Annotated in this window: 19 protein-coding genes, 2 tRNA genes and 1 pseudogene; 16 read left to right on the forward strand and 6 right to left on the reverse strand. The window is 71.8% G+C overall.

Annotated elements, in window-relative coordinates; translation table 11 throughout:
- The first annotated feature begins 101 nt into the window (after positions 1-101).
- Complete coding sequence (locus AC5WRT_RS12935) at positions 102-926, forward strand: GNAT family N-acetyltransferase (RefSeq protein WP_496093392.1); 825 nt, start codon at positions 102-104, stop codon at positions 924-926.
- A gap of 31 nt (positions 927-957) precedes the next feature.
- On the opposite strand, the gene AC5WRT_RS12940 is transcribed toward AC5WRT_RS12935, so the two are convergent.
- Positions 958-1,488, reverse strand: coding sequence for a DsbA family protein (locus AC5WRT_RS12940; RefSeq protein ID WP_496093391.1), 531 nt, complete (start codon positions 1,486-1,488; stop codon positions 958-960).
- A gap of 322 nt (positions 1,489-1,810) precedes the next feature.
- Between AC5WRT_RS12940 and AC5WRT_RS12945 the strand changes: the two genes are divergently transcribed.
- Positions 1,811-2,260, forward strand: a complete 450-nt coding sequence (locus tag AC5WRT_RS12945) for a hypothetical protein (RefSeq protein ID WP_496093390.1) — start codon at positions 1,811-1,813, stop codon at positions 2,258-2,260.
- Positions 2,261-2,458: 198 nt separating this feature from the next.
- Positions 2,459-2,611: a hypothetical protein gene (locus tag AC5WRT_RS12950; protein ID WP_165289388.1), complete on the forward strand. Its 153-nt coding sequence runs from the start codon at positions 2,459-2,461 to the stop codon at positions 2,609-2,611.
- 67 nt (positions 2,612-2,678) lie between these two features.
- Here the strand turns inward: AC5WRT_RS12950 and AC5WRT_RS12955 are convergent, their stop codons facing one another.
- Positions 2,679-3,239: a CGNR zinc finger domain-containing protein gene (locus tag AC5WRT_RS12955; protein ID WP_496093389.1), complete on the reverse strand. Its 561-nt coding sequence runs from the start codon at positions 3,237-3,239 to the stop codon at positions 2,679-2,681.
- A 309-nt stretch (positions 3,240-3,548) separates the two neighbouring features.
- Positions 3,549-3,962 (reverse strand): SsgA family sporulation/cell division regulator, encoded by a 414-nt coding sequence (locus tag AC5WRT_RS12960; RefSeq protein ID WP_004002642.1) that lies wholly within the window; start codon positions 3,960-3,962, stop codon positions 3,549-3,551.
- Between the two features lie 190 nt (positions 3,963-4,152).
- Between AC5WRT_RS12960 and AC5WRT_RS12965 the strand changes: the two genes are divergently transcribed.
- The 6 genes and pseudogenes from AC5WRT_RS12965 (at position 4,153) to AC5WRT_RS12990 (ending at position 8,128) form a co-directional block, all read left to right on the forward strand.
- Positions 4,153-4,581, forward strand: coding sequence for a TIGR02611 family protein (locus AC5WRT_RS12965; RefSeq protein ID WP_496093388.1), 429 nt, complete (start codon positions 4,153-4,155; stop codon positions 4,579-4,581).
- An 82-nt stretch (positions 4,582-4,663) separates the two neighbouring features.
- Positions 4,664-4,735 (forward strand) — tRNA-Val (locus tag AC5WRT_RS12970).
- Positions 4,736-5,380: 645 nt separating this feature from the next.
- Positions 5,381-6,391 carry an alpha/beta fold hydrolase gene (locus AC5WRT_RS12975; RefSeq protein WP_496093387.1) on the forward strand — a complete coding sequence of 337 codons (1,011 nt, stop codon included), beginning with the start codon at positions 5,381-5,383 and terminating at the stop codon, positions 6,389-6,391.
- Between the two features lie 589 nt (positions 6,392-6,980).
- Positions 6,981-7,524: pseudogene (locus AC5WRT_RS12980) on the forward strand (exo-rhamnogalacturonan lyase family protein); the annotation flags it as partial.
- Positions 7,525-7,570: 46 nt separating this feature from the next.
- Positions 7,571-8,017: an SRPBCC family protein gene (locus tag AC5WRT_RS12985; RefSeq protein ID WP_496093386.1), complete on the forward strand. Its 447-nt coding sequence runs from the start codon at positions 7,571-7,573 to the stop codon at positions 8,015-8,017.
- Positions 8,018-8,056: 39 nt separating this feature from the next.
- Positions 8,057-8,128 (forward strand) — tRNA-Val (locus tag AC5WRT_RS12990).
- A gap of 45 nt (positions 8,129-8,173) precedes the next feature.
- Here the strand turns inward: AC5WRT_RS12990 and AC5WRT_RS12995 are convergent.
- On the reverse strand, positions 8,174-8,899 hold the full coding sequence (locus AC5WRT_RS12995; RefSeq protein WP_496093385.1) for a 3'-5' exonuclease: 726 nt from the start codon (positions 8,897-8,899) through the stop codon (positions 8,174-8,176).
- Positions 8,900-9,067: 168 nt separating this feature from the next.
- On the opposite strand from AC5WRT_RS12995, the gene AC5WRT_RS13000 reads away from it, so the two are divergent.
- From AC5WRT_RS13000 to AC5WRT_RS13015, 4 genes are all read left to right on the forward strand, one after another.
- Positions 9,068-9,634 (forward strand): DUF4365 domain-containing protein, encoded by a 567-nt coding sequence (locus AC5WRT_RS13000; protein ID WP_496093384.1) that lies wholly within the window; start codon positions 9,068-9,070, stop codon positions 9,632-9,634.
- Positions 9,631-10,863: a hypothetical protein gene (locus AC5WRT_RS13005; protein WP_496093383.1), complete on the forward strand. Its 1,233-nt coding sequence runs from the start codon at positions 9,631-9,633 to the stop codon at positions 10,861-10,863. The genes AC5WRT_RS13000 and AC5WRT_RS13005 overlap by 4 nt, the downstream gene beginning before the upstream one ends.
- Before the next feature lie 121 nt (positions 10,864-10,984).
- Positions 10,985-12,964 carry a threonine--tRNA ligase gene (gene thrS, locus AC5WRT_RS13010; protein ID WP_496093382.1) on the forward strand — a complete coding sequence of 660 codons (1,980 nt, stop codon included), beginning with the start codon at positions 10,985-10,987 and terminating at the stop codon, positions 12,962-12,964.
- Between the two features lie 74 nt (positions 12,965-13,038).
- The gene (locus tag AC5WRT_RS13015; RefSeq protein WP_496093381.1) at positions 13,039-13,596 is read left to right on the forward strand and encodes an HIT family protein; all 558 of its coding nucleotides are present in this window, start codon (positions 13,039-13,041) and stop codon (positions 13,594-13,596) included.
- Positions 13,597-13,625: 29 nt separating this feature from the next.
- On the opposite strand, the gene AC5WRT_RS13020 is transcribed toward AC5WRT_RS13015, so the two are convergent.
- Together AC5WRT_RS13020 and AC5WRT_RS13025 are read right to left on the reverse strand one after the other, a co-directional pair.
- Positions 13,626-15,272 (reverse strand): AbeC-like domain-containing protein, encoded by a 1,647-nt coding sequence (locus AC5WRT_RS13020; RefSeq protein WP_496093380.1) that lies wholly within the window; start codon positions 15,270-15,272, stop codon positions 13,626-13,628.
- A 211-nt stretch (positions 15,273-15,483) separates the two neighbouring features.
- Positions 15,484-17,682 (reverse strand): elongation factor G-like protein EF-G2, encoded by a 2,199-nt coding sequence (locus tag AC5WRT_RS13025; protein WP_496093379.1) that lies wholly within the window; start codon positions 17,680-17,682, stop codon positions 15,484-15,486.
- Between the two features lie 312 nt (positions 17,683-17,994).
- Between AC5WRT_RS13025 and pgsA the strand changes: the two genes are divergently transcribed.
- Genes pgsA through AC5WRT_RS13040 form a run of 3 tightly spaced genes read left to right on the forward strand, consistent with a single transcriptional unit; the run spans position 17,995 to position 20,722 of the window.
- Positions 17,995-18,657, forward strand: coding sequence for a phosphatidylinositol phosphate synthase (gene pgsA, locus AC5WRT_RS13030; protein ID WP_496093378.1), 663 nt, complete (start codon positions 17,995-17,997; stop codon positions 18,655-18,657).
- Complete coding sequence (locus AC5WRT_RS13035; protein ID WP_496093377.1) at positions 18,654-19,562, forward strand: phosphatidylinositol mannoside acyltransferase; 909 nt, start codon at positions 18,654-18,656, stop codon at positions 19,560-19,562. The genes pgsA and AC5WRT_RS13035 overlap by 4 nt, the downstream gene beginning before the upstream one ends.
- A complete protein-coding gene (locus AC5WRT_RS13040; protein ID WP_496093376.1) occupies positions 19,559-20,722 on the forward strand; it encodes a glycosyltransferase family 4 protein in 1,164 nt (387 codons plus the stop codon). Before AC5WRT_RS13035 ends, AC5WRT_RS13040 begins: the two co-directional genes overlap by 4 nt.
- Positions 20,723-20,809 lie beyond the last annotated feature (87 nt).

A 20,809-nucleotide genomic window follows, 5' to 3' on the forward strand; every position in this document is an offset into this window, starting at 1 on the left:
GTCGGCGGCGCACACCTGCTCCCGCAGGCCTGGCGAGCGGGGCGGCACAGTCCTCGGAAAACCGGCTGACTCGAGGGCCGGACGCGGGTAGAACACCACTGATGACCACCACCCTGCGGCCGCTCGAGCCGCTCCAGCACAACGCCGACGGCACCCGCTCCCGCCGCTTCCAGGTGTGCGTGAACAGCCGTCCCGTCGGCGAGATGCACCTCGGCACCTCGCCGTCCTTCGGGGACTCGACGGCACGCGTCATCGGCCTGCGGATCGACGAGCCCGACCGGCGGCGCGGCCGGGGCACGGTGGCCGCGCTCGCCGCCGAGGAGGTGGCGCGCGGGTGGGGCTGCACACAGATCGAGACCCTCGTCCCCGCCTCCGCGGACATCGCCCTGCGGCTGTTCGGCGCTCTCGGCTACACCCTGCGCAACCGCGGCATGGAGAAGCGCCTCGGGACCGTTCCGCCCGAACTGCCGCCGGCAACTGGCGCGCGGCCGATGACGGACACCGAGTTCGACGTGTGGCACGCGTACGAGAGCGAGCACTACGCGCGCATGTGGATGGAGCGCGGCGTCCCCGAGGCCACGGCGTACGAGAAGGCCCGCAGCGACCACGAGCACCTGCTGCCGCACGGGCTCGCGACCGAGGGCATGCTGTTCAGCGTCCTGGAGCACGAGGGCGTCCGGGTGGGCATGCTGTGGGTGGCCCTGCAGGACACCAAGGCCTTCGTGTACGACGTCGAGACCGACGCGGAGCACCGGGGCCGGGGACACGGCCGTACGCTCATGTTGTTGGCGGAACGCCAGGCGATCGAGGCCGGCCGGCCGCTCCTCGGCCTCAATGTGCACGCGGGCAACGCCCCGGCCGAGCGGCTGTACGAGTCGCTCGGCTACGAGACGACGGTCCGGGCTCTCTCCAAGGCCCTGTGGTAGGCGTCCCGCCGTGTCGGGGGCGGTCCGCGGGTCAGGCGCCGCCCAGCAGACGGTCGGCGATCTCCTCGATGCGTGCGCGCAGACCCTCCTGGCTCTTGCCGCCGTCGAGGCGCTCGCCGCCGATGACGTACGTCGGGGTGCCGGTCACCCCGATCGCCTTGCCCTCGGCCTGATCGGCGTCCACGATCAGTATGTGCCGGCCGTCGATCAGCGCGGTGTCGAACTCGTCGGCGCCCAGGCCGAGTTCACCGGCCACCTCGACCAGGAAGGGTTCGCCCGCACGGCCCAGCTCCTCGACCCGCTCCAGCACGGCCTCCACGTACGGCCAGCCCTTGCCCTGCGCCAGCGCCTCCTCGGCGGCCTGCGCGGCGGCGAAGGCGTGCTTGTGCTTCTCCAGCGGGAAATGCCGCAGCCGCACCTCCAGCCGGTCGCCGTAGCGCTCACGCAGCGCGCGGACGTCGTCCAGGGCGGTGCGGCAGTCGGGGCACTGCAGCTCGCACCAGATGTCGAGGACGACGGCGTCGGCGCGTGCGGGGGTGGGATCGGGGGAGGAGTCGCTCATGCCGACCAGTCTTCCAGGCCGGACGCGGGCGACCCAATCGGGCCGGTACGGCCGCCGTGCGCCGGCCCGGGGGACGTGGGTGCGGTGCGGGCCGCCGCGCAGGGTGGGCGCGGCCGGGGTGCCGCGGGCCCGGGAGACGTGCCGGTACGGCTGCCCACCGCACCTCGGCAGGAGACGACCCGGAGATGTCCCTGATGTCCCGCCGGAGCATGGCATCGCCGGCACGGGGCGGTGCAGGATGGAGGGGACGGAGGCGTCGTGCCGTGCGGTGTGCCGCGTCCGGGAGACATCTGCCCCCCACCCAGCCCGCCAGGAGGACCGGATGATTGCCGAGACCGTCTGCTCCGCCGTGTCCGCGGCGGGCCTGGGTATCGCGGTGGTCACGGCCTACCGCAAGCGTTTCCTCGCGGCGGCCCGTATCGCGGCCTACGCGCTGGTGCCGGTCGGCCTGGTCATGACCGGGGTCGTCGGCTGGCTCGCCGACACCGCCTTCAGCCCCACCGCCTGGGCGGGGTTCGGCGTGCTGGGCGCGGCCTGGCTGCTGTTCGCGAGCACGCGGGCGGTGGAGCGCCGGCGCGGCGGCACCCGTGCCGGGCGTGCGGTGGCCGGGGCCGAGCGCACCGAGGCCGTGGCTCCGGGGGCCTCCGCACCGTCCCTGGGCGCGGGCAGCCGGTCCGCGAAGGGTTCCGTCGCCCCGCGCGCGGCCGGCTCGGCGGGCTCCGGCGACGACTTCAGCGACATCGAGGCCATTCTCAAGAAGCACGGCATATGACACCTGCGGCCTCCACGGCGGGGCGACCGCCCTGCCGGCCCCCCCGGACTGAAACGACACAGAGCGTCGCGCGTCCGGCCGGAACCGTTCACAACCCGAAGCGAGTCGGACGACACGGCGCGATATGCGGCAACTCCCGGACTCCACGAGCGTGTTGATCGCGCGCAGGCCCTCCTCTGCGCCATGATCTGCGGCGAGATGCTGGACACGAGACAGAGCGAGGCCGCGCCGCCGAAGGACGAGCCGCGCGGGTGCCTCTTCGCCCTATCCCAGCCACCGCTGATGATCTTCCTTGCGGTGATCGGGTGTCTGCTCCTCATGGCTGCGCTGCACGACCTGCTGTTGCTGTGAGCCGTACACGTCCGTCCCGGCGCCACCCGCCGGGACCGACGTCGCCCCGGCCGCAGTCCCGCGCCGGTCAGCCCGTCGCCTCCTTCCTCCGGGCCCGGTAGGCGGCCACGTGCAGCCGGTTGCCGCAGGTGCGGCTGTCGCAGTAGCGGCGCGAGCGATTGCGGGAGAGGTCGACGAAGGCGCGCCGGCAGTCCGGTGCCTCACAGCGCCGCAGCCGCTCCTGCTCCCCGGCCACCACGAAGAAGGCGAGCGCCATGCCGCAGTCGGCGGCGAGGTGGTCGGCCACGGAGGCGCCGGGTGCGAAGTAGTGCACATGCCAGTCGTAGCCGTCGTGGTCCGTCAGGCGCGGGGTGGTGCCCGCCGCAGCGACCAGTTCGTTGATCAGCCCCGCGGCCGAGCGGGCGTCCGCCGCGGCGAAGATCGCCGCGAAGCGGCCCCGGACCCTGCGCACCGCCGAGAGGTCGAACTCCGACAGCACACCGACATCACTGATCTTGTGGTTTCGTACGAAATCCGCGAGGGCCGGGACGTCGGGCAGTCCGTCGGCCGCCGCGTCGTCCTCCGGCGCGGTGTTCACCAGATCCACCACGGTGTCGAGCGCGCACCGGGTGTCGTGGGTGATCAGCACTGTTCGCTCCCTGGCCTGGGGGGTCGGGCCGACGCCCGCCGATGCTGGCCGATGGTAGCGACATCCGCGCCCACCGCACCGGCCCGAGCCCGACTCCGATTGCCGGTGGAACGCCTCCGCGCCCGGACTGGTTCCCTCCGGCGCGCCGCGCGCCCCGGTCGCACGGCGGCGGAAGCGGGCGGGCACACCTGGACGCCGTCCCGCGTGCATCGCTCACGGTGACGGCGCCGGGCTGTGCCGTATGCGGTTGTCTTGGCCCGAGCCGTCTCCCCGAGTGGACGGCGCCGGGCTGCTTTCGAGGGCCGCGACCTAGCTCTCCGCCAGGATGTGTGAGAGCTCCTGATCCAGATCGAAGTGCCGATGCTCCGTGCCCGGGGGCACCGCGGCGTCGGTTCGCTTCAGGAAGGACTCAAGGGCCCTTGCCGGGGCCTCGAGCAGGGCCTCCCCCTCCGGGGAGCTGAGGGCGATGCACACGACGCCCTGACCGTGGCTGCGCGACGGCCAGACTCGGACGTCGCCGGTGCCGGTGGGACGGTGCAGCCCCTCGGCGAGGAGGTCGCGGGCGAACACCCACTCGACGGTCTCCTCGGCTCCGGTGTGGAAGGTGGCGTGCACGGCGTAGGGGTCGGCCGTGTCGTACCGCAGGCCTGCGGGGACAGGCAGGGAGGACTCGCTCGACACAACGAGGCGCAGGTGCAGCTCGCAGCTGACCGTGGTGTTCATAAGCGCCAGGGCCTTTCGCTCAGTGTGCGCTCGGGGATTCGCACGTCGGCGAAATCGACATGCCACCTACGATGCCGTTGTAAACCCCTCTGAGGGTTTTGCGTGGCTTTACGTAACTCTTCCGGCCGAGAACTCGTACGAGATCAACGACCATTCCGGTGACGGAATCGCGCGGGTAGGGTTTGTCTGTATGAATACGGGGAGTGACGGGTCGGGCGAGGCCGCCGTGGACGGGATGGGCGGCCGGCGGCTCGGTTCCCGGGCACCGGAATTCATCAAGGCCCGCCGGCTGCTGCACCTCGGCTGGCAGGTCTGCGTCTTCTTGGTCGGCCTCGCGGTGGTCGTGGCCGGGATCGTCATGCTGCCGTTGCCGGGTCCCGGCTGGGTGGTGATCTTCGGTGGCACGGCGATCTGGGCGACCGAGTTCGTCTGGGCGCAGCTCGTGCTCCGCTGGACCAAGTGCAAGGTCACCGAGGCCGCCCAGCGCGCCCTCGAACCCGAGGTGCGTCGCCGCAACATCGCGCTGACCGCGATCGGGGTGGTGTTCGTGGCCGTGCTGGCCGGGGTCTACAGGTGGAAGTTCGGCTTCGTCGTGCCGTGGGGGATCCAGGACGGGTGAGCCGGCCGCGCCGCCCGGCCGGCCCCACCCGGCCCTTGGTCGGAAGCAACCGCTGACATGGGGTAATGTTCTTCCTACGCCCGGGCGATTAGCTCAGTGGGAGAGCGCTTCGTTCACACCGAAGAGGTCACTGGTTCGAACCCAGTATCGCCCACCCGGTCCGACGGCCCATCTGACGAAAGAGCAGGTGGGCCGTCGGCATGTACGGGCCGCGCCGGGTCGGCGGAGTCCGTCCGTGCCGACCGGCGTGCCGCCCCGTCGGCTCCCTTTCCTGATCACCGGCCGCCTGCGGGCCCCTTGCGTCGGGGCGTGCGGCCCGACCCTCCTTTTTGCCGAACCGGCAACATCCCTCGTGCCCGCCGGGCCGCTCACTGCACCATCGTCGACACGTTCCGCCACCGGATCGACGCCCGTCGGTCCCACACGGCGGCCGCGAGCCGTCCGCTGTGCCCGCCGATCCCCTCCGCGCCCGCCCGACCAGCACATGAGCCGACGCCACCCTGGTGCACCGCCCGCCCGGCAGAGGCGACAGAGCGATAGATCAACAAGTAGACGAACCGACAGAACCGACCCGGGCACCGGCCCGCCGGCGGCCCCGGCCCCGGCCCCGACGCCCACCCCGGCCGGTGCCGGGCACCGCGGACCTCCTACGCCGGTACACCGACGGCCCAGCCCCGCCGACCTTCCGCCCCCCTCTCACCAGCCCGTCAGCCCCTCTGCACGCCCACCGCCCGCCCGGACCGGCCCACGACCGGCAACGCCGCAGACGCCCCGAGTCCGAGCCCTCCCAGGAGACCCCGTGCCCGAGACACCCGCAGCAGCCCCCACCGCCAAGAACCCCACCCCCAATCCCGTCCACCGCCTGGTGCCCTCCCCGGCCGGCCGGGTGCACCTCGTCGAACAGGGCCGCGGGCCCCTCGTGCTCCTGGTGCACGGTTTCCCGGAGTCCTGGTACTCCTGGCGGCACCAGTTGCCGGCCCTGGCCGCCGCCGGTTACCGGGCCGTGGCCGTGGATGTGCGGGGCTACGGCCGTTCGTCGAAACCGGCGGCCGTGGACGCGTACGGGATGCTCGACCTGGTGGCCGACAACGTCGCCGTCGTGGAGGCGCTGGGGGACGAGGCGGCGGTGGTCGTGGGGCACGACTGGGGCGCGACGATCGCCGCCGTCTCTGCTCTGACCAGGCCGGACGTGTTCCGTGCGGTGGCTCTGCTGGGTGTGCCGTACACCCCTCCCGGTGGTCCGAGGCCCAGTGAGGTCTTCGCGGGCATGGGCGGGGAGGAGGAGTTCTACGTGGCGTACTTCCAGCAGCCGGGCCGGGCCGAGGCGGAGATCGAGCCGGACGTGCGCGGCTGGCTCGCCGGCTTCTACGCGGCCCTGTCCGCCGGCACCGTGCCCGGCCCGGGCGCCCCCGCCCCGCACTTCACCGGCCCCGGCGGCACCCTGCGGGAACGCTTCCCCGCCGGTCCGCCGCCCGCCTGGCTGGGCGAGGACGGCCTGGACTTCCTGGCCGGGGAGTTCGAGCGGACCGGGACGGCCGGGGCGCTGAACCGGTACCGGAACCTGGACCGGGACTGGACGGACCTGGCCGTTCACGCGGGTGCCCCGATCCGGCAGCCCTCGCTGTTCGTCGCCGGTGCCCTGGATCCCTCACTCGCCTGGCTGGCCGGCGCGGTCGAGGCGTACCCCGAGACCCTGCCCGGCCTGCGCGGCTCGCACATCATCGAAGGCTGCGGACACTTCGTCCAGCAGGAGCGCCCGGAAGAGACCAACCGGATCCTGCTCGACTGGCTGGCCGGCCTGCCCGCCTGAACCCGGGGCGCCGCCGTGCCCCGCCGGATGCCGGGTGCCGGTCCGGCCGCCGGATCCGGGGCGCCGACGTGCCCGCCGGATCCTCTCCCGGTGGGTGCCGGGGAGCGGGTCAAGAAGATCGACCGGACCATCGCCCTCTTCGAGAAGAAGTACCCGAGGATCAAGACCAAGGCCGACTTCCGGACATACGGGTCCTTCTGGGAGAAGTTCCAGACGCAGGCCGTCGGCGGAAATCCCCCAGACGTTTTCCAAAAGACCGTCACTTTTCTCTGGAAATACGACAAGCGCGAAATTCTCCTCGACCTCGAATACCAGAGGCGGGCAGGTGATCTGACCGTGTATCACTTCCGGGCCGGGGTGGCGAAGGTCGGTGAGGTCGACGTAAAAACAGCTCGGAATTCCGGTCGGCAGCCCGGGTTCGGCACCCCCTACGCCCTCGCCCGCACCTCCGAACTCCTCGCCGCGGCTCGCCGCCCCACCGAAGCAGCTCATCAAGGCCAAGGTCTTCGGCGCCGGACCGTTCTCCGAGCCGGACCGCCTCCATCCCGGCCAAGGCCAAGATCGAGGACGCCTCGACTTCCTCTTCACCTCCACCGGCCTCGGCCCGGACGGGAGCGGCCTGGTGCCGGCCTGGCTCACCGAGTGGGAACGCAAGGGCCCCAGTGGGAGAAGGCCAAGGCACGCGTGCTGTCCACGATGGAGGGCATCGCCGCCCGGCCCCACGGCCTCGTCCGGGGCAGCGGACTGTACGACCTCGACACCGGCGGATTCGCCTTCGCCGACCAGCCGGTCGTCTCCGTGTCCCACCTCTCGGCGGTCTTCGGCCTGGGCGAGCTGTGCGCCGAGCTGATCCACCTGGTCGGCATGCCCGAGTTCAGGAAGGTCTGCGTGGACTACTGCCGCTGCTACAACGCCACCGAGGCCGAACAGGCGGCAGGCTACGGCAGCAACGGGTCGAGGGCAGCGAGGCGAGCCGGGTGTCCGGCGACGCCACGGCGCTCAACGGGCTCGCGGCCGTCGGGAACCTGGCGCTGCTCGGCGAGCGGATGCCCGGCCGGCGGGTGGGGAGCGCCGTCGCACGGGCGGCGGCGCTCGCCCCCCGAGTGTGGCCCACGGCACGGCGCGGCGCATGAGTACGTGCACTCAGATTCGGTGCCTGCGGCCGGGCAGACTCCCGCCATGGACTGGAACCAGTACCGCTTCCGCAGCCTGTGGTCCGTGCCCGCCCCGCCGGCCGTCGTGTACGCGGTGCTGGAACGGCCCGAGGACTATCCGGGCTGGTGGCCGCAGGTGCGGGCGGTGACCGGGCTGGACGGCGACACCGGTGTGATCACCGTCCGGTCCCTCCTGCCGTACGACATGACCTTCACCGCGCGGCAGACCCGCCGCGACCCCGACGCCGGTGTGCTGGAGGTCGCCCTGTCCGGAGACATCGAGGGCTGGGCACGCTGGACGGTCACCGCAGAGGGGTCCGGCACCCTCGCCCGCTACGACCAGCTCGTCCACGTGCACAAGCCCCTGCTGAGGCGGTTGGCGGTGCCGGGACGGCCCGTCTTCCGCGCCAATCACCGGCTGATGATGGCCGCCGGGCGGCGCGGACTGTTGCGCCGGCTCCGAGCGGTTTGAACGAACGGCGCCGGGGCCTGTATTGTTCGGTGCGTTCCCGGGCGATTAGCTCAGTGGGAGAGCGCTTCGTTCACACCGAAGAGGTCACTGGTTCGAACCCAGTATCGCCCACCGGGAGGAGGCCGGTCCGCAGCAGCGGGCCGGCCTTCCGCGCCTTCATGCCGCCGCCGACAGCTCCGGCCTGAGCGGCCAGTCCGTGCTGACGATCTCGTCCGAGCCGCTGCGCGCGAACCACGCCTGAAGGCCGCGGGCCTGTGCCGCGTGCCAGCCCGCCTGGAGGGTGTGCAGTTCGGCGGGGGTCAGGCGTTCCAGACGGGGCGCGAACCGGCGGCCCAGGGCGCGTACGACATCCAGCGCGGCCAGCGCGTCCGCCGCCGCCTCGTGTGCGCCCTGCAGCGTCACGCCGTAGTGCTCGCACAGGTCGCTCAGGGTGCGGCGGCCCTTGCGGTAGCGGTCCAGGTGCTTGTCCAGCACGCGCGGGTCCAGCACCCTGAGCGGCACCGACTCGAACCAGCGCTCCAGCGAGGACGCCCGGTGCCGGCGCAACTCCCGGTCCAGCAGCGTCAGATCGAAGGGCGCGTTCATCACCACCAGCGGGCGGCCCATCGCCGCGTGCTCCGCCAGCTGCTCGGCTATCTCGTACATCACCGGCGCCGGCCAGCGGCCGTTGCGCTGCAGGTGCGCCTCCGTCAGCCCGTGCACCGCCGTGGCCTCCTCGGGCACCGGCACGCCCGGGTTCACCAGCCAGCGGGTGACCCGGGGCCGGGTGCCCGGCGCGTCCTGGACGACGACGGCGGCCGACACGATCCGGTCGGTCTCGACGTCCACGCCCGTCGTCTCCGTGTCGAAGGCGGCCAGCGGCCCCTCGTACCAGTACGTCATCCCAACCCAACTCCTCGTTCACCCAGGGCAGGTGACGTTCCGTCTTCTGCCCGTTTGGTGATACCCGGGCCGTTTGCGCCGTACGCCGCAAGGAGACAACAGGAGTACGGGTCTTTGCAGTTCAGCGGCCCACAGCGGGGAAACTCTTGGCTTGGAAGGCTGTTGGTCATGGCCATGGCGCAGCCCGAGCGGGGCGGGCTGCTGCCCGATCGCGCGGGGCCCCTTCGTGGCACGCTCGCCACCACCGCCTGCATGGAGACACTGCAGGTCGGCTATCTCCACGCGGTCGCCGCCGCGGCGGGATGCTCGCTGTCCCAGCCCTTCCCGGACAACGGCATCGACTGGCACGTCAGCCACAGCGCGCCCGGGCACACCGTCGACGACGAAGTCACCATCAAGGTGCAGCTCAAGGCCACCTACCAGGTCGCGCCGAACCCTCCGGGACGCTCCTTCTCCTTCACCCTCGACAACGACCATCTGCGCAAGCTCGCCCGCACACCTGTCTCGGTGCACAAGATCCTGGTCGTCATGCTCGTCCCGCGCTCGCAGGACGACTGGCTGCGCGCCAGCCACGACCGGCTCGACCTGAGGCACTGCTGCTACTGGGTCAACCTGGCCGGACACCCCGTCACCGGCCGGCACCGGACCACCGTGCGGATCCCGACCTCGCGCATCTTCGACGACCGGGCGCTGTGCGAGATCATGACGCGGGTCGGGACGGGAGGCAGACCATGAGGAGCCGTCCGTACGAGGAGCTGCCGCGCCAGGTCCGGCCGCATCCCGACGACCCCGACTGGCACCGGCCCCCCGACCCGGCCCAGGTCGACCCCGCCGTGCTCGGCGTCCTGCTGCACCGGCACGGCTGGCAGCGGCGCGGCGGGGCCGTCGGACGCTACGGCCGCTGGACCCCGCCGGGGCCGGGCGGCGGCGGGACCAGCCTGCTGGTCCCGGAGAGCCGGGCCTTCCCGGACAGCGACGATCTGCTCGGCGAGGCCCTCGACGCCCTCTCCCGCAGCGACACGGCCGCCGCCCGCGAGGTGCTGATCGCGCTCGCCGTGCCCAGCGACGAGATCCGCTGGTGGCGCGACACCCCGAGCGGACCGGTCGGCACCGTCCCCTGGACGGCGGACGGGCAACTGCGCACCACAGCCCGGCAGATGCTGCTCGCCGCCGCCCTCGCCACACGCGCGCGTGCCGGCTACTACGGCGCCCGCCACCGCCGCTCCGCCGCCGCGCTCCTTCAGGACGTCCTCGTCGGCCCCGCCGCCGAGGGCCGGCACCTCACCGCCTTCGTGCCCGTGCCCACCGGCCGCCCGCTCGCCGTCCGCCTCCACCAGGCCCTGTGCGCCGCCCGTGAGGCCGTCGACTACCGGCGGGCCACCGGTGGCATGGACGCCTTCGACGGCGCGGTGGGGGCGGGCGTCAGCCGCGAGCTGACCGAAGCACTGGCCGCTCTCGTCCGGGGCACCGAGGGTGCCCGGATCGCCGTCGCCTGGGCCCCCGGCGCAGGCGTCCCCGAGGGCTGTGCGCCCTCCGCCGAACCCGTCGAGTTCTCACCCGGCGACCTGCCCGTCCTGCGCGAGGCCGCCGACCGCTACCTGCGCGAGGAACCCTCCGTGCCGGTCAGGATCACCGGCGCCGTCGTCCGCATGCGCCGCTCCGGACCCGGCGGCGAGGGCTCGGTACGGCTGCGGGTTCTCGCGGGCGCCGACGTCCCGCACGTGCGCGTCACCCTGGACGAGGAGGACTACCGCATCGCCGGCCACGCCCACCTCGTCGGACTCCCGGTGCGGGTGCACGGCCGGCTGGAACGGCGCGGTGGCTTCCGAAGGATCACCGGCGCCTCCGGAGTCGTACCCGTGCAGGTCGACGAGGGGGAGCGGGACCGGCTGATGAAGTCCCTGCAGGAGAACCTCGACTTCTTCGAGGAGGCCTGCGGGGAGGCGTACGGGGACGAGGACTGAGGGAGTAGGGGGACGGGGACCGAGGGTGACCGTTTCGCGGTCGGCGCCGCCGGGTCGGTACGATCGCCTGTGCGCGCGCTCCTGGTATGGCGCCGCACCCACCTTCAGTCAGGAGAGACCGGTGTCAGACGTCCGTGTGATCATCCAACGCGATTCCGAGCGGGAAGAACGCGTGGTGACGACGGGCACTACGGCCGCCGACCTCTTCGCGGGCGAGCGCTCGATCATCGCCGCGCGCGTGGGCGGCGAGCTGAAGGACCTGGCGTACGAGCTGTCCGACGGCGACGAGGTCGAGGGCGTGGAGATCTCGTCCGAGGACGGCCTGAACATCCTGCGCCACTCCACCGCGCACGTCATGGCGCAGGCCGTGCAGGAGCTGTTCCCCGAGGCCAAGCTGGGCATCGGCCCGCCCGTCAAGGACGGCTTCTATTACGACTTCGACGTCGACAAGCCGTTCACGCCCGAGGATCTCAAGGCCATCGAGAAGAAGATGCAGGAGATCCAGAAGAGGGGCCAGCGCTTCTCCCGTCGTGTCGTCACCGACGAGGCCGCCCGTGACGAGCTGGCGAACGAGCCGTACAAGCTGGAGCTGATCGGTCTCAAGGGCTCCGCCGCCTCCGCCGACGACGGCGCGGACGTCGAGATCGGCGCCGGTGAGCTGACGATCTACGACAACCTGGACGCCAAGACCGGCGAGCTGTGCTGGAAGGACCTGTGCCGCGGTCCGCACCTGCCCTCCACCCGGCTCATCCCGGCGTTCAAGCTCATGCGCAACGCGGCCGCCTACTGGCGCGGCAGCGAGAAGAACCCGATGCTCCAGCGCATCTACGGCACCGCCTGGCCGTCCAAGGACGAGCTGAAGGCGCACCTGGACTTCCTCGCCGAGGCCGAGAAGCGCGACCACCGCAAGCTCGGCAGCGAGCTGGACCTGTTCTCCATCCCGGAGCAGATCGGCTCCGGCCTCGCGGTCTTCCACCCCAAGGGCGGCATCATCCGCCGGGTCATGGAGGACTACTCGCGCCGCCGGCACGAGGAAGAGGGCTACGAGTTCGTCTACACCCCGCATGCGACGAAGGGGAAGCTCTTCGAGACGTCCGGGCACCTGGACTGGTACGCCGAGGGCATGTACCCGCCCATGCAGCTCGACGAGGGCGTGGACTACTACCTGAAGCCCATGAACTGCCCGATGCACAACCTGATCTTCGACGCGCGCGGCCGTTCCTACCGCGAACTGCCGCTGCGCCTCTTCGAGTTCGGAACCGTGTACCGGTACGAGAAGTCGGGCGTCGTGCACGGCCTGACGCGTGCGCGGGGCTTCACGCAGGACGACGCGCACATCTACTGCACCCGTGAGCAGATGTCCGAGGAACTGGACAAGACGCTCACCTTCGTCCTCGGCCTGCTGCGCGACTACGGCCTGACCGACTTCTACCTGGAGCTGTCCACCAAGGACCCGGAGAAGTTCGTCGGCTCCGACGAGGCCTGGGAGGAGGCGACCGAGACCCTGCGCCAGGTCGCCGAGAAGCAGGGCCTGCCGCTGGTCCCGGACCCGGGCGGCGCCGCCTTCTACGGTCCGAAGATCTCCGTCCAGGCCAAGGACGCGATCGGCCGGACCTGGCAGATGTCGACCATCCAGCTCGACTTCAACCTGCCCGAGCGGTTCGACCTGGAGTACACGGGTCCGGACGGCTCCAAGCAGCGCCCGGTCATGATCCACCGAGCCCTGTTCGGCTCGATCGAGCGGTTCTTCGCCGTCCTGCTGGAGCACTACGCGGGCGCCTTCCCGGCCTGGCTGGCCCCGGTCCAGGCCCTCGGCATCCCGATCGGCGACGCGCACGTGGAGTACCTGGAGAGGTTCGCCGCGGCGGCTCGCCGGAAGGGCCTGCGCGTCGAGGTGGACTCCTCCTCGGACCGCATGCAGAAGAAGATCCGCAACGCCCAGAAGCAGAAGGTGCCCTTCATGGTCATCGCGGGCGACGAGGACATGTCGAACGGCTCGGTCTCCTTCCGCTACCGCGACGGCTCCCAGGAGAACGGCATCCCCCTCGACGAGGCCATCGCCAAGATCGCCAAGGTCGTGGAGGACCGGGTCCAGGTCTGATCCACCCGCCGTGAACGACCCCCGGGATCCCCGTGATCTCGGGGGTCTTTCCCGGTCGGCGGGGGTGACGCCATATGCTGCACAGCATGACGAGTGAGCCGGAGCAGCAGATCGGAGTGGGGACGCAGGACGCGTTCCAGCGCCTGTGGACGCCCCACCGGATGGCCTACATCCAGGGCGAGGGCAAGCCGAGCGGCCCCGGGGCCGGTGACGGCTGTCCTTTCTGCGGCATCCCGGCCAAGTCCGACGAGGACGGACTGATCGTCCGGCGCGGCGAACACGTCTACGCCGTGCTGAATCTCTACCCGTACAACGGCGGCCATCTGATGACGGTGCCGTACCGGCATGTCGCCGACTACACGGAGCTGACCGGTCCGGAGACCGCCGAGCTGGCCGAGCTGACCAAGCAGGCCATGACGGCCCTGCGCACCGCGTCCGGCGCGCACGGCTTCAACATCGGGATGAACCAGGGCACGGTCGCGGGCGCCGGCATCGCCGCCCACCTGCACCAGCACATCGTTCCGCGCTGGGGCGGCGACACGAACTTCATGCCGGTGGTCGGCCACACCAAGGTGCTGCCCCAGCTGCTGGCGGACACCAGGAAGATGCTGGCGGAGGCCTGGCCGGCGTAGTCGCGGACGCCCTCTGCCGAGGGCACCGCTCACGCGTCGTACAGGTCGGCCTTCTTCGGCGTCGGATCCTGCACCAGCCCACTGAGGACGCCCGACCGGGTGCCGAACTTCTCCGTGTCCACGCCGTTCTCCTCCAGCACCCGGATCGCCGCCGCGTGCACCACCCGCAGCACCGGCGTGGCCGCGCGCAGCGCGTCGTCGGCCATGAATCGGTGCCGCCACGGCTGGTCGGCCCACGCGTGCCGCAGACCGAACGGCTCGGGCAGGACGAGCTGGCCGCCGAGCCAGTTGAGCAGCGGCGGATACCAGGCCAGTGGGGCGCGTGTGGCGAGCCGGACCACCTCGTCGGTGGTGACCAGCGGCAACATGACCTTCCGGGTCTCCCACGGCTTGAGCGACTTGGCGACCTCCTTGCTCGGCGGCTCCGGCTTGGAGGTGAACAGCGGGTTCACCGGTCCCAGCGCGTGCCCGGTCACCTCGATGCGCAGCGTCTCGTGCAGCACCGTCACCGTGATCAGCATGGTGATGACCAGCTGCCCGTCCCACAGCGTCCACTGCACGCCCAGATAGTGCCGGTCGCCGCTGCCGAACTGCTGCTTGTTGCAGATCTCCTGTATGGCGTGCGGCTTGACCTGAAACGCCTCGACGTCGGTGCCCTCCGGACGGGACACCGCCGCGGCCTTCTCGCCGATCGGCGTGACGATCCAGTGCTTGATGGACGGCTTGGGGAAGCCGCCGGTGTTCAGCGGGCCGCGCTCCAGCAGGGCGAGCTGGTCGTGGATCGCGCGTATGACGTCCCAGCTGCGGAAGGGGTGGATCTCCCGGGCCGGGTCGGCGGGCACCAGGTCCTCGGCGAGCTGCCAGGAACCCCAGCGGGTGCCCATGCCGAGTATGCCTTTGGGGCCGGCGTAGAAGACCGAGTTGGACTGCTGCTCGGCGCTGAGCCGGGCCAGCGACTGGCGCAGCTCCTCGGCCGCGGTCTCGTTCGGCCCGCGCGGCACCGCCTCCGGCACCTTGGCGCCGACGCTGGTGCCGGAGAGCAGGCCGTCCCAGCGGGCCCGCAGGTCCCTGGCCGTGCGCTCGCAGATCCGCTTGGCCCAGAACCAGCCCAGCACGGGCACCACCACGCACGCTCGCGCGTACCAGCCCCACAATCCGCTGAACGGCATCTTGAGCAGGAACAGCGCGCCGAGCACGCCCACGCCGAGGAGGAGGGCGGTGCCGAGCGCCCCGGCCCGCCTGTCCTCGCGCTTGGCGACGAACGTGCGCAGCTGGAAGACGAGCAGCCAGCCGAGCAGCCCGGGCAGGAAGAGCACACCGCACAGGAGCGTCACGGCGGTCAGCCGGTTGTCGCGCTCCCGGCGGATGTTGTTGGCCGCGAGGCAGTGCTCGACGACGAACTGGGGCTCGGAACCGAAGGACTGGATGAGCGGCTTGCGGCCGGGGGCGAGCATCCGGGTGATCACCGCGCGCGAGAACGCCTCACCGAGGTTGGGCCGCAGCAGTGCGATCCTGCCGGGCGTGAGGGTCGACTCGTGCCACTCGTTGTCGGCCTTCTTGATCTCCTCCATCGGGCTGTCCCGGTACGCCGCGGAGGCCAGCGCGGCGGTCGCCGCCTGGCCCTCGTCGCCCGAGACGGGCACCTGGGGCCCGTCCCACTCCGTTCCCAACGACATTCCCGCCCCCATCGCCGCCGGTGTCGCTTCTGCGGCCTTCCCGACTTCCTCGCTCCGCACACCTGCCGAACAGCCGTCGCGTCGATTGCCCGTCACAACCGGACGACTGCGGCACGACGCGATCAGGTGATCAGCGTAGTCGCCGCCACCGACGACCGGCGGGCGGACGGCCGAAGCCGTCCGCCCGCGCACCCGGCTGCGGAAGGCCGAACTACCCGTTCTCACCGGCCTGTTCCCGGATCCGCTCGGCGACCTGCGGCGGCATGGGCTCGTGCCGGGCGTACGCGCGGTCGAACCGTGCCGTGCCGTGCGACAGCGAGCGCAGATCGACGGCGTACCGGCCGATCTCGAACTCCGGCACCTCGGCCCGGATCAGGGTCCGCCCGGAGCCCACCTGCTCGGTGCCGAGCACCCGCCCGCGGCGGCTGGACAGGTCGCTCATCACGGCGCCCACGTAGTCGTCGCCGACCAGCACGGACACCTCGGCCACCGGCTCCAGCAGATGGATCTTGGCGCCCGCAGCGGCCTCGCGCAGCGCCAGCGCGCCCGCGGTCTGGAAGGCGGCGTCGGAGGAGTCCACCGAGTGCGCCTTGCCGTCCAGCAGCGTGACCCGTACGTCCACGAGCGGGTATCCGGCGGCGACACCCTTGGCGGCCTGCGCCCGCACGCCCTTCTCCACCGACGGGATGAACTGGCGCGGTACGGCACCGCCGACCACCTTGTCCACGAACTCGATGCCCGAGCCGCCGGGCAGTGGCTCCACCTCGATCTCGCAGATGGCGTACTGTCCGTGCCCGCCGGACTGCTTCACATGCCGCCCGCGCCCGGCCGCCTTGTTCGCGAACGTCTCCCGCAGCGAGACCTTGTGGGGCACGACGTCGACCTGGACGCCGTAGCGGCTGCGCAGCCGCTCCAGGGCGACGTCCGCGTGGGCCTCGCCCAGGCACCACAGGACCACCTGGTGGGTGTCCTGGTTCTGTTCCAGACGCATGGTCGGATCCTCGGCCACCAGCCGGGACAGGCCCTGCGAGAGCTTGTCCTCGTCGGCCTTGCTGTGCGCCTGGATGGCGAGCGGCAGCAGCGGGTCGGGCATCCGCCAGGGCTCCATCAGGAGCGGGTCGTCCTTCGCGGACAGCGTGTCCCCGGTCTCGGCCCGGCCGAGCTTGGCCACGCACACCAGATCGCCGGCGACGGCGTGCGTGACCGGGCGCTGCTGCTTGCCGAAGGGCATGGACAGCGCGCCGACCTTCTCGTCGACGTCGTGGTCCTCGTGCCCGCGGTCGGCGAGCCCGTGCCCGGAGATGTGCACCGTCTGGTCGGGGCGCAGGGTGCCGGAGAAGACGCGGACCAGCGAGACCCGGCCGACGTACGGGTCGGAGGCGGTCTTGACCACCTCGGCGACCAGCGGCCCGCCGGTGTCGCAGGGCTTCAGCTCGCGCGGCTTGCCGTCGATGGTGGTGACCTCGGGCAGCGGGTGCTCGAACGGGGTCGGGAACCCGCGGGTGATCAGCTCCAGCAGTTCCACCGTGCCGAGTCCCTGCCTGGCGCCCTCGGCGGCGGGGGCGGCCGCCAGGACGGGGAAGAACGAGCCGCGTGCCACGGCCCGCTCCAGGTCCTGGATCAGCGTCTTGACGTCGACCTCCGCACCGCCGAGATAGCGGTCCATGAGGGTCTCGTCCTCGCTCTCGGCGATGATGCCCTCGATCAGCCGGTTGCGGGCCTCCTCGATGTCCGGCAGCTGGTCCTCGCCGGGCTCGGACTCGTTGCGCTGCCCGGCCGAGTAGTCGAACAGCTTCTGCGTCAGCAGCCCGACCAGCCCGGTCACGGGCGCGTGCCCGTCGGGGCCCTCGGGGCCGCGCAGCGGCAGATACAGCGGCAGCACCGCGTCGGGGTCGTCCCCGCCGAAGGCCTCGGCGCAGGTCCGGGTCATCTCCTCGAAGTCCGCGCGCGCGGCTTCCAGGTGCGTGATGACGATCGCGCGCGGCATGCCGACGGCCGCGCACTCCTCCCACACCATCCGGGTGGAGCCGTCCACGCCGTCCGAGGCCGAGACGACGAAGAGGGCCGCGTCCGCGGCGCGCAGACCGGCCCTGAGCTCACCGACGAAGTCGGCGTATCCGGGGGTGTCCAGAAGGTTGATCTTGATGCCGTCCCATTCGACCGGCACCAGGGAGAGCTGTACGGAGCGCTGCTGCCGGTGCTCGATCTCGTCGTAGTCCGAGACGGTGCCGCCGTCCTCCTTGCGGCCCGCCCGGTTCAGCGCCCCCGCGGTCAGCGCGAGGGCCTCCACCAGAGTCGTCTTGCCCGAACCGGAGTGGCCGACCAGCACCACGTTCCGTACGGACGCGGGCTGGTCGGCCTCCAGAGCCCTGCCGGCGGCCCCAGGGTGTGTCTGAGTCTTGTCGCCCATGATCCTGCCTCCCGTGCACGGTGAGGTCACTGTGGGCGCGGACACGCGGGACCCGCGTGCACTGGCGGCTCCGGCGACGCCCGCGGTTATTCGAGCTTTCCACTCCCGTCACGCTGCGTCCATACGAACGACGGCCGCGCCCCCCACGGCGCCGTGCGCGCCCGGCGCCGTGCGCGCCCGGCGCCGTGGGGGGCCGCACCGGTCCGCGCCACGGGCTTCGGGTGCCCGCCCGCCACGCACACGCGCGCGTGGCTACGATGGGCCAGCCGGAGGCCACCAGGGGCCGCGGCGACACCGACCCTCGGGAAGGCCATGCTGAACAAGTACGCGCGTGCATTCTTCACGCGTGTCCTCACACCGTTCGCCGCGTTTCTCATCCGCCGGGGCGTCAGCCCCGACACGGTCACGCTCATCGGCACGGCCGGTGTGGTCGCGGGAGCGTTGGTCTTCTACCCCCGGGGCGAGTTCTTCTGGGGCACGGTCGTGATCACCCTGTTCGTCTTCTCCGACCTGGTCGACGGCAACATGGCCCGCCAGCTGGGCCGTTCCAGCCGCTGGGGCGCCTTCCTCGACTCCACCCTCGATCGCGTCGCGGACGGCGCCGTCTTCGGCGGCTTCGCCCTCTGGTACGCGGGCCACGGGAACAACAACGTCCTGTGCGCCGTCTCGATCTTCTGTCTCGCGAGCGGCCAGGTGGTGTCGTACACCAAGGCGCGCGGCGAGTCCATCGGGCTGCCGGTCGCCGTCAACGGCCTGGTGGAACGGGCCGAGCGGCTGGTGATCTCGCTGGTCGCGGCCGGTCTCGCGGGCCTGCACAAGTTCGGTGTGCCGGGCATCCAGTGGCTGCTGCCCATCGCTCTGTGGATCGTCGCCGTCGGCAGCCTGGTCACGCTGGTCCAGCGCGTCGTCACCGTCCGCCGCGAGTCCGCCGAGGCGGAGGCGGCCGCCCAGCAGAACGCCGAGGCCGCGAAGTGAGCGCCGGGGACCGGCTCACCGACGCGCTGTACGGGGTCGGCTGGAGCACCGTCAAGAACCTTCCCGAACCCGTCGCGGTCCGCCTCGGGCAGACCATCGCCGACCTCACCTGGAGGCAGCGCGGCAGGGGCGTACAGCGCCTGGAGTCGAACTACGCGCGCGTGCTGCCCGGCGCGGGCCCAAAGCGCCTGCGCGAGCTGTCCCGCGCGGGCATGCGCTCGTACCTGCGCTACTGGATGGAGTCCTTCCGGCTCCCGGCCTGGAGCCGCGAGCGTGTGAAGTCGGGCTTCGACCCCAAGGACATAGATTTCCTCACCGACGGGCTGGCCGCCGGAAAGGGCGTGGTCCTCGCCCTGCCGCACATGGCCAACTACGACCTCGCCGGGGCCTGGGTCACCACCGCGCTGGAGACGCCCTTCACGACGGTCGCGGAGCGCCTGAAGCCCGAGACGCTGTACGACCGTTTCGTCGCCTACCGCGAGGGCCTCGGCATGGAGGTCCTGCCGCACAGCGGCGGCGCCGCTTTCGGCACCCTGGCCCGCAGGCTGCGCGACGGCGGCCTGGTCTGCCTGGTCGCCGACCGCGACCTGTCCGCCTCCGGCGTCGAGGTCGAGTTCTTCGGGGAGAAGACCCGGATGCCCGCGGGGCCCGCCCTGCTCGCCCAGCAGACCGGAGCGCTGCTGCTCCCGGTCACGCTCTGGTACGACGACTCGCCCATCATGCAGGGCCGTGTGCACCCCCCGGTCGAGGTACCCGAGTCGGGTACGCGGGCCGTGAAGACGTCCGTCATGACACAGGCACTGGCAGACGCCTTCGCCGGCGGCATCGCCGAGCATCCGGAGGACTGGCACATGCTCCAGCGGCTGTGGCTCGCCGACCTCGACCCCGCGAAGGGACCCTCGTGAGAATCGGGATCGTCTGCCCGTACTCCTGGGACGTGCCCGGTGGCGTCCAGTTCCACATCCGCGACCTCGCGGAGTACTTCCTGCGGCTCGGCCACGACGTCTCCGTCCTCGCTCCGGCCGACGACGACACCCCGCTGCCGCCGTACGTCGTCTCGGCCGGCCGTGCCGTCCCGGTGCCGTACAACGGCTCCGTGGCCCGCCTGAACTTCGGCTTCCTGTCGGCCGCGCGGGTACGCCGCTGGCTGCACGAGGGCGCCTTCGACGTGGTCCACATCCACGAGCCGACCTCGCCCTCGCTGGGCCTGCTGACCTGCTGGGCGGCCTCCGGCCCGATCGTGGCCACCTTCCACACCTCCAACCCCCGCTCGCGCGCGATGATCGCCGCGTACGCGATCCTGCAGGCCGCGCTCGAGAAGATCAGCGCGCGGATAGCGGTCAGCGAGTACGCCCGCCGGACGCTGGTCGAGCACCTGGGCGGCGACGCGGTGGTCATCCCGAACGGCGTCGACGTGGACTTCTTCGCCAAGGCCGAGCCGAAGCCGCAGTGGCAGGGCGACACGATCGGCTTCATCGGCCGTATCGACGAGCCCCGCAAGGGGCTGCCCGTGCTGATGAACGCCCTGCCGAAGATCCTGGCGGCCCGCCCCCGCACCCGACTGCTGGTCGCCGGCCGGGGAGACGAGGAGGCGGCCGTGGAGGAGCTCCCCGAGGAACTGCGCGCGCGTGTGGAGTTCCTCGGCATGATCAGCGACGAGGACAAGGCGCGCTTCCTGCGCAGCGTGGACCTGTACGTCGCGCCCAACACCGGCGGCGAGAGCTTCGGCATCATCCTGGTCGAGGCGATGTCGGCGGGTGCCCCCGTGCTCGCCTCCGACCTGGACGCGTTCGTGCAGGTCCTCGACCAGGGCGAGGCGGGCGAGCTGTTCGCCAACGAGAACGCCGAGGCGCTCGCCGAGGCCGCCATACGGCTCCTCGAGGACCCGGCCCGCCGCGCGGAGCTCCGCCGGCGCGGGAGTGCCCATGTGCGCCGCTTCGACTGGTCGACGGTCGGCGCCGACATCCTCTCCGTCTACGAGACGGTCACGGCGGGCGCTGCGGCGGTCGCGGCGGACGAGCGCACGACGGGGCTGCGGGCCAGGTTCGGCCTGGCCCGGGACTGAGGCCGCGGGCCTGCGCGGCCCGCCCGGACGCGGTGCCGCCGACCGGTGAGGGATCGCCCCGAGGGGCGTTTCGAGGCAGCCGATAGC

The organism is Streptomyces sp. NTD91 (genome assembly GCF_059510455.1).

Excerpts from the sequence above, each read along its gene's own strand:
- AC5WRT_RS12995 (WP_496093385.1), bottom strand. The coding sequence starts at position 8,899 with ATGACGTACTGGTACGAGGGGCCGCTGGCCGCCTTCGACACGGAGACG.
- AC5WRT_RS12950 (WP_165289388.1), top strand. The coding sequence starts at position 2,459 with ATGCTGGACACGAGACAGAGCGAGGCCGCGCCGCCGAAGGACGAGCCG.
- AC5WRT_RS12985 (WP_496093386.1), top strand. The coding sequence starts at position 7,571 with ATGGACTGGAACCAGTACCGCTTCCGCAGCCTGTGGTCCGTGCCCGCC.
- AC5WRT_RS12935 (WP_496093392.1), top strand. The coding sequence starts at position 102 with ATGACCACCACCCTGCGGCCGCTCGAGCCGCTCCAGCACAACGCCGAC.
- AC5WRT_RS13020 (WP_496093380.1), bottom strand. The coding sequence starts at position 15,272 with ATGTCGTTGGGAACGGAGTGGGACGGGCCCCAGGTGCCCGTCTCGGGC.
- AC5WRT_RS12960 (WP_004002642.1), bottom strand. The coding sequence starts at position 3,962 with ATGAACACCACGGTCAGCTGCGAGCTGCACCTGCGCCTCGTTGTGTCG.
- AC5WRT_RS13000 (WP_496093384.1), top strand. The coding sequence starts at position 9,068 with ATGGCCATGGCGCAGCCCGAGCGGGGCGGGCTGCTGCCCGATCGCGCG.
- AC5WRT_RS12940 (WP_496093391.1), bottom strand. The coding sequence starts at position 1,488 with ATGAGCGACTCCTCCCCCGATCCCACCCCCGCACGCGCCGACGCCGTC.
- AC5WRT_RS12945 (WP_496093390.1), top strand. The coding sequence starts at position 1,811 with ATGATTGCCGAGACCGTCTGCTCCGCCGTGTCCGCGGCGGGCCTGGGT.
- AC5WRT_RS13025 (WP_496093379.1), bottom strand. The coding sequence starts at position 17,682 with ATGGGCGACAAGACTCAGACACACCCTGGGGCCGCCGGCAGGGCTCTG.
- AC5WRT_RS13015 (WP_496093381.1), top strand. The coding sequence starts at position 13,039 with ATGCTGCACAGCATGACGAGTGAGCCGGAGCAGCAGATCGGAGTGGGG.
- pgsA (WP_496093378.1), top strand. The coding sequence starts at position 17,995 with ATGCTGAACAAGTACGCGCGTGCATTCTTCACGCGTGTCCTCACACCG.
- AC5WRT_RS12965 (WP_496093388.1), top strand. The coding sequence starts at position 4,153 with ATGAATACGGGGAGTGACGGGTCGGGCGAGGCCGCCGTGGACGGGATG.
- AC5WRT_RS13005 (WP_496093383.1), top strand. The coding sequence starts at position 9,631 with ATGAGGAGCCGTCCGTACGAGGAGCTGCCGCGCCAGGTCCGGCCGCAT.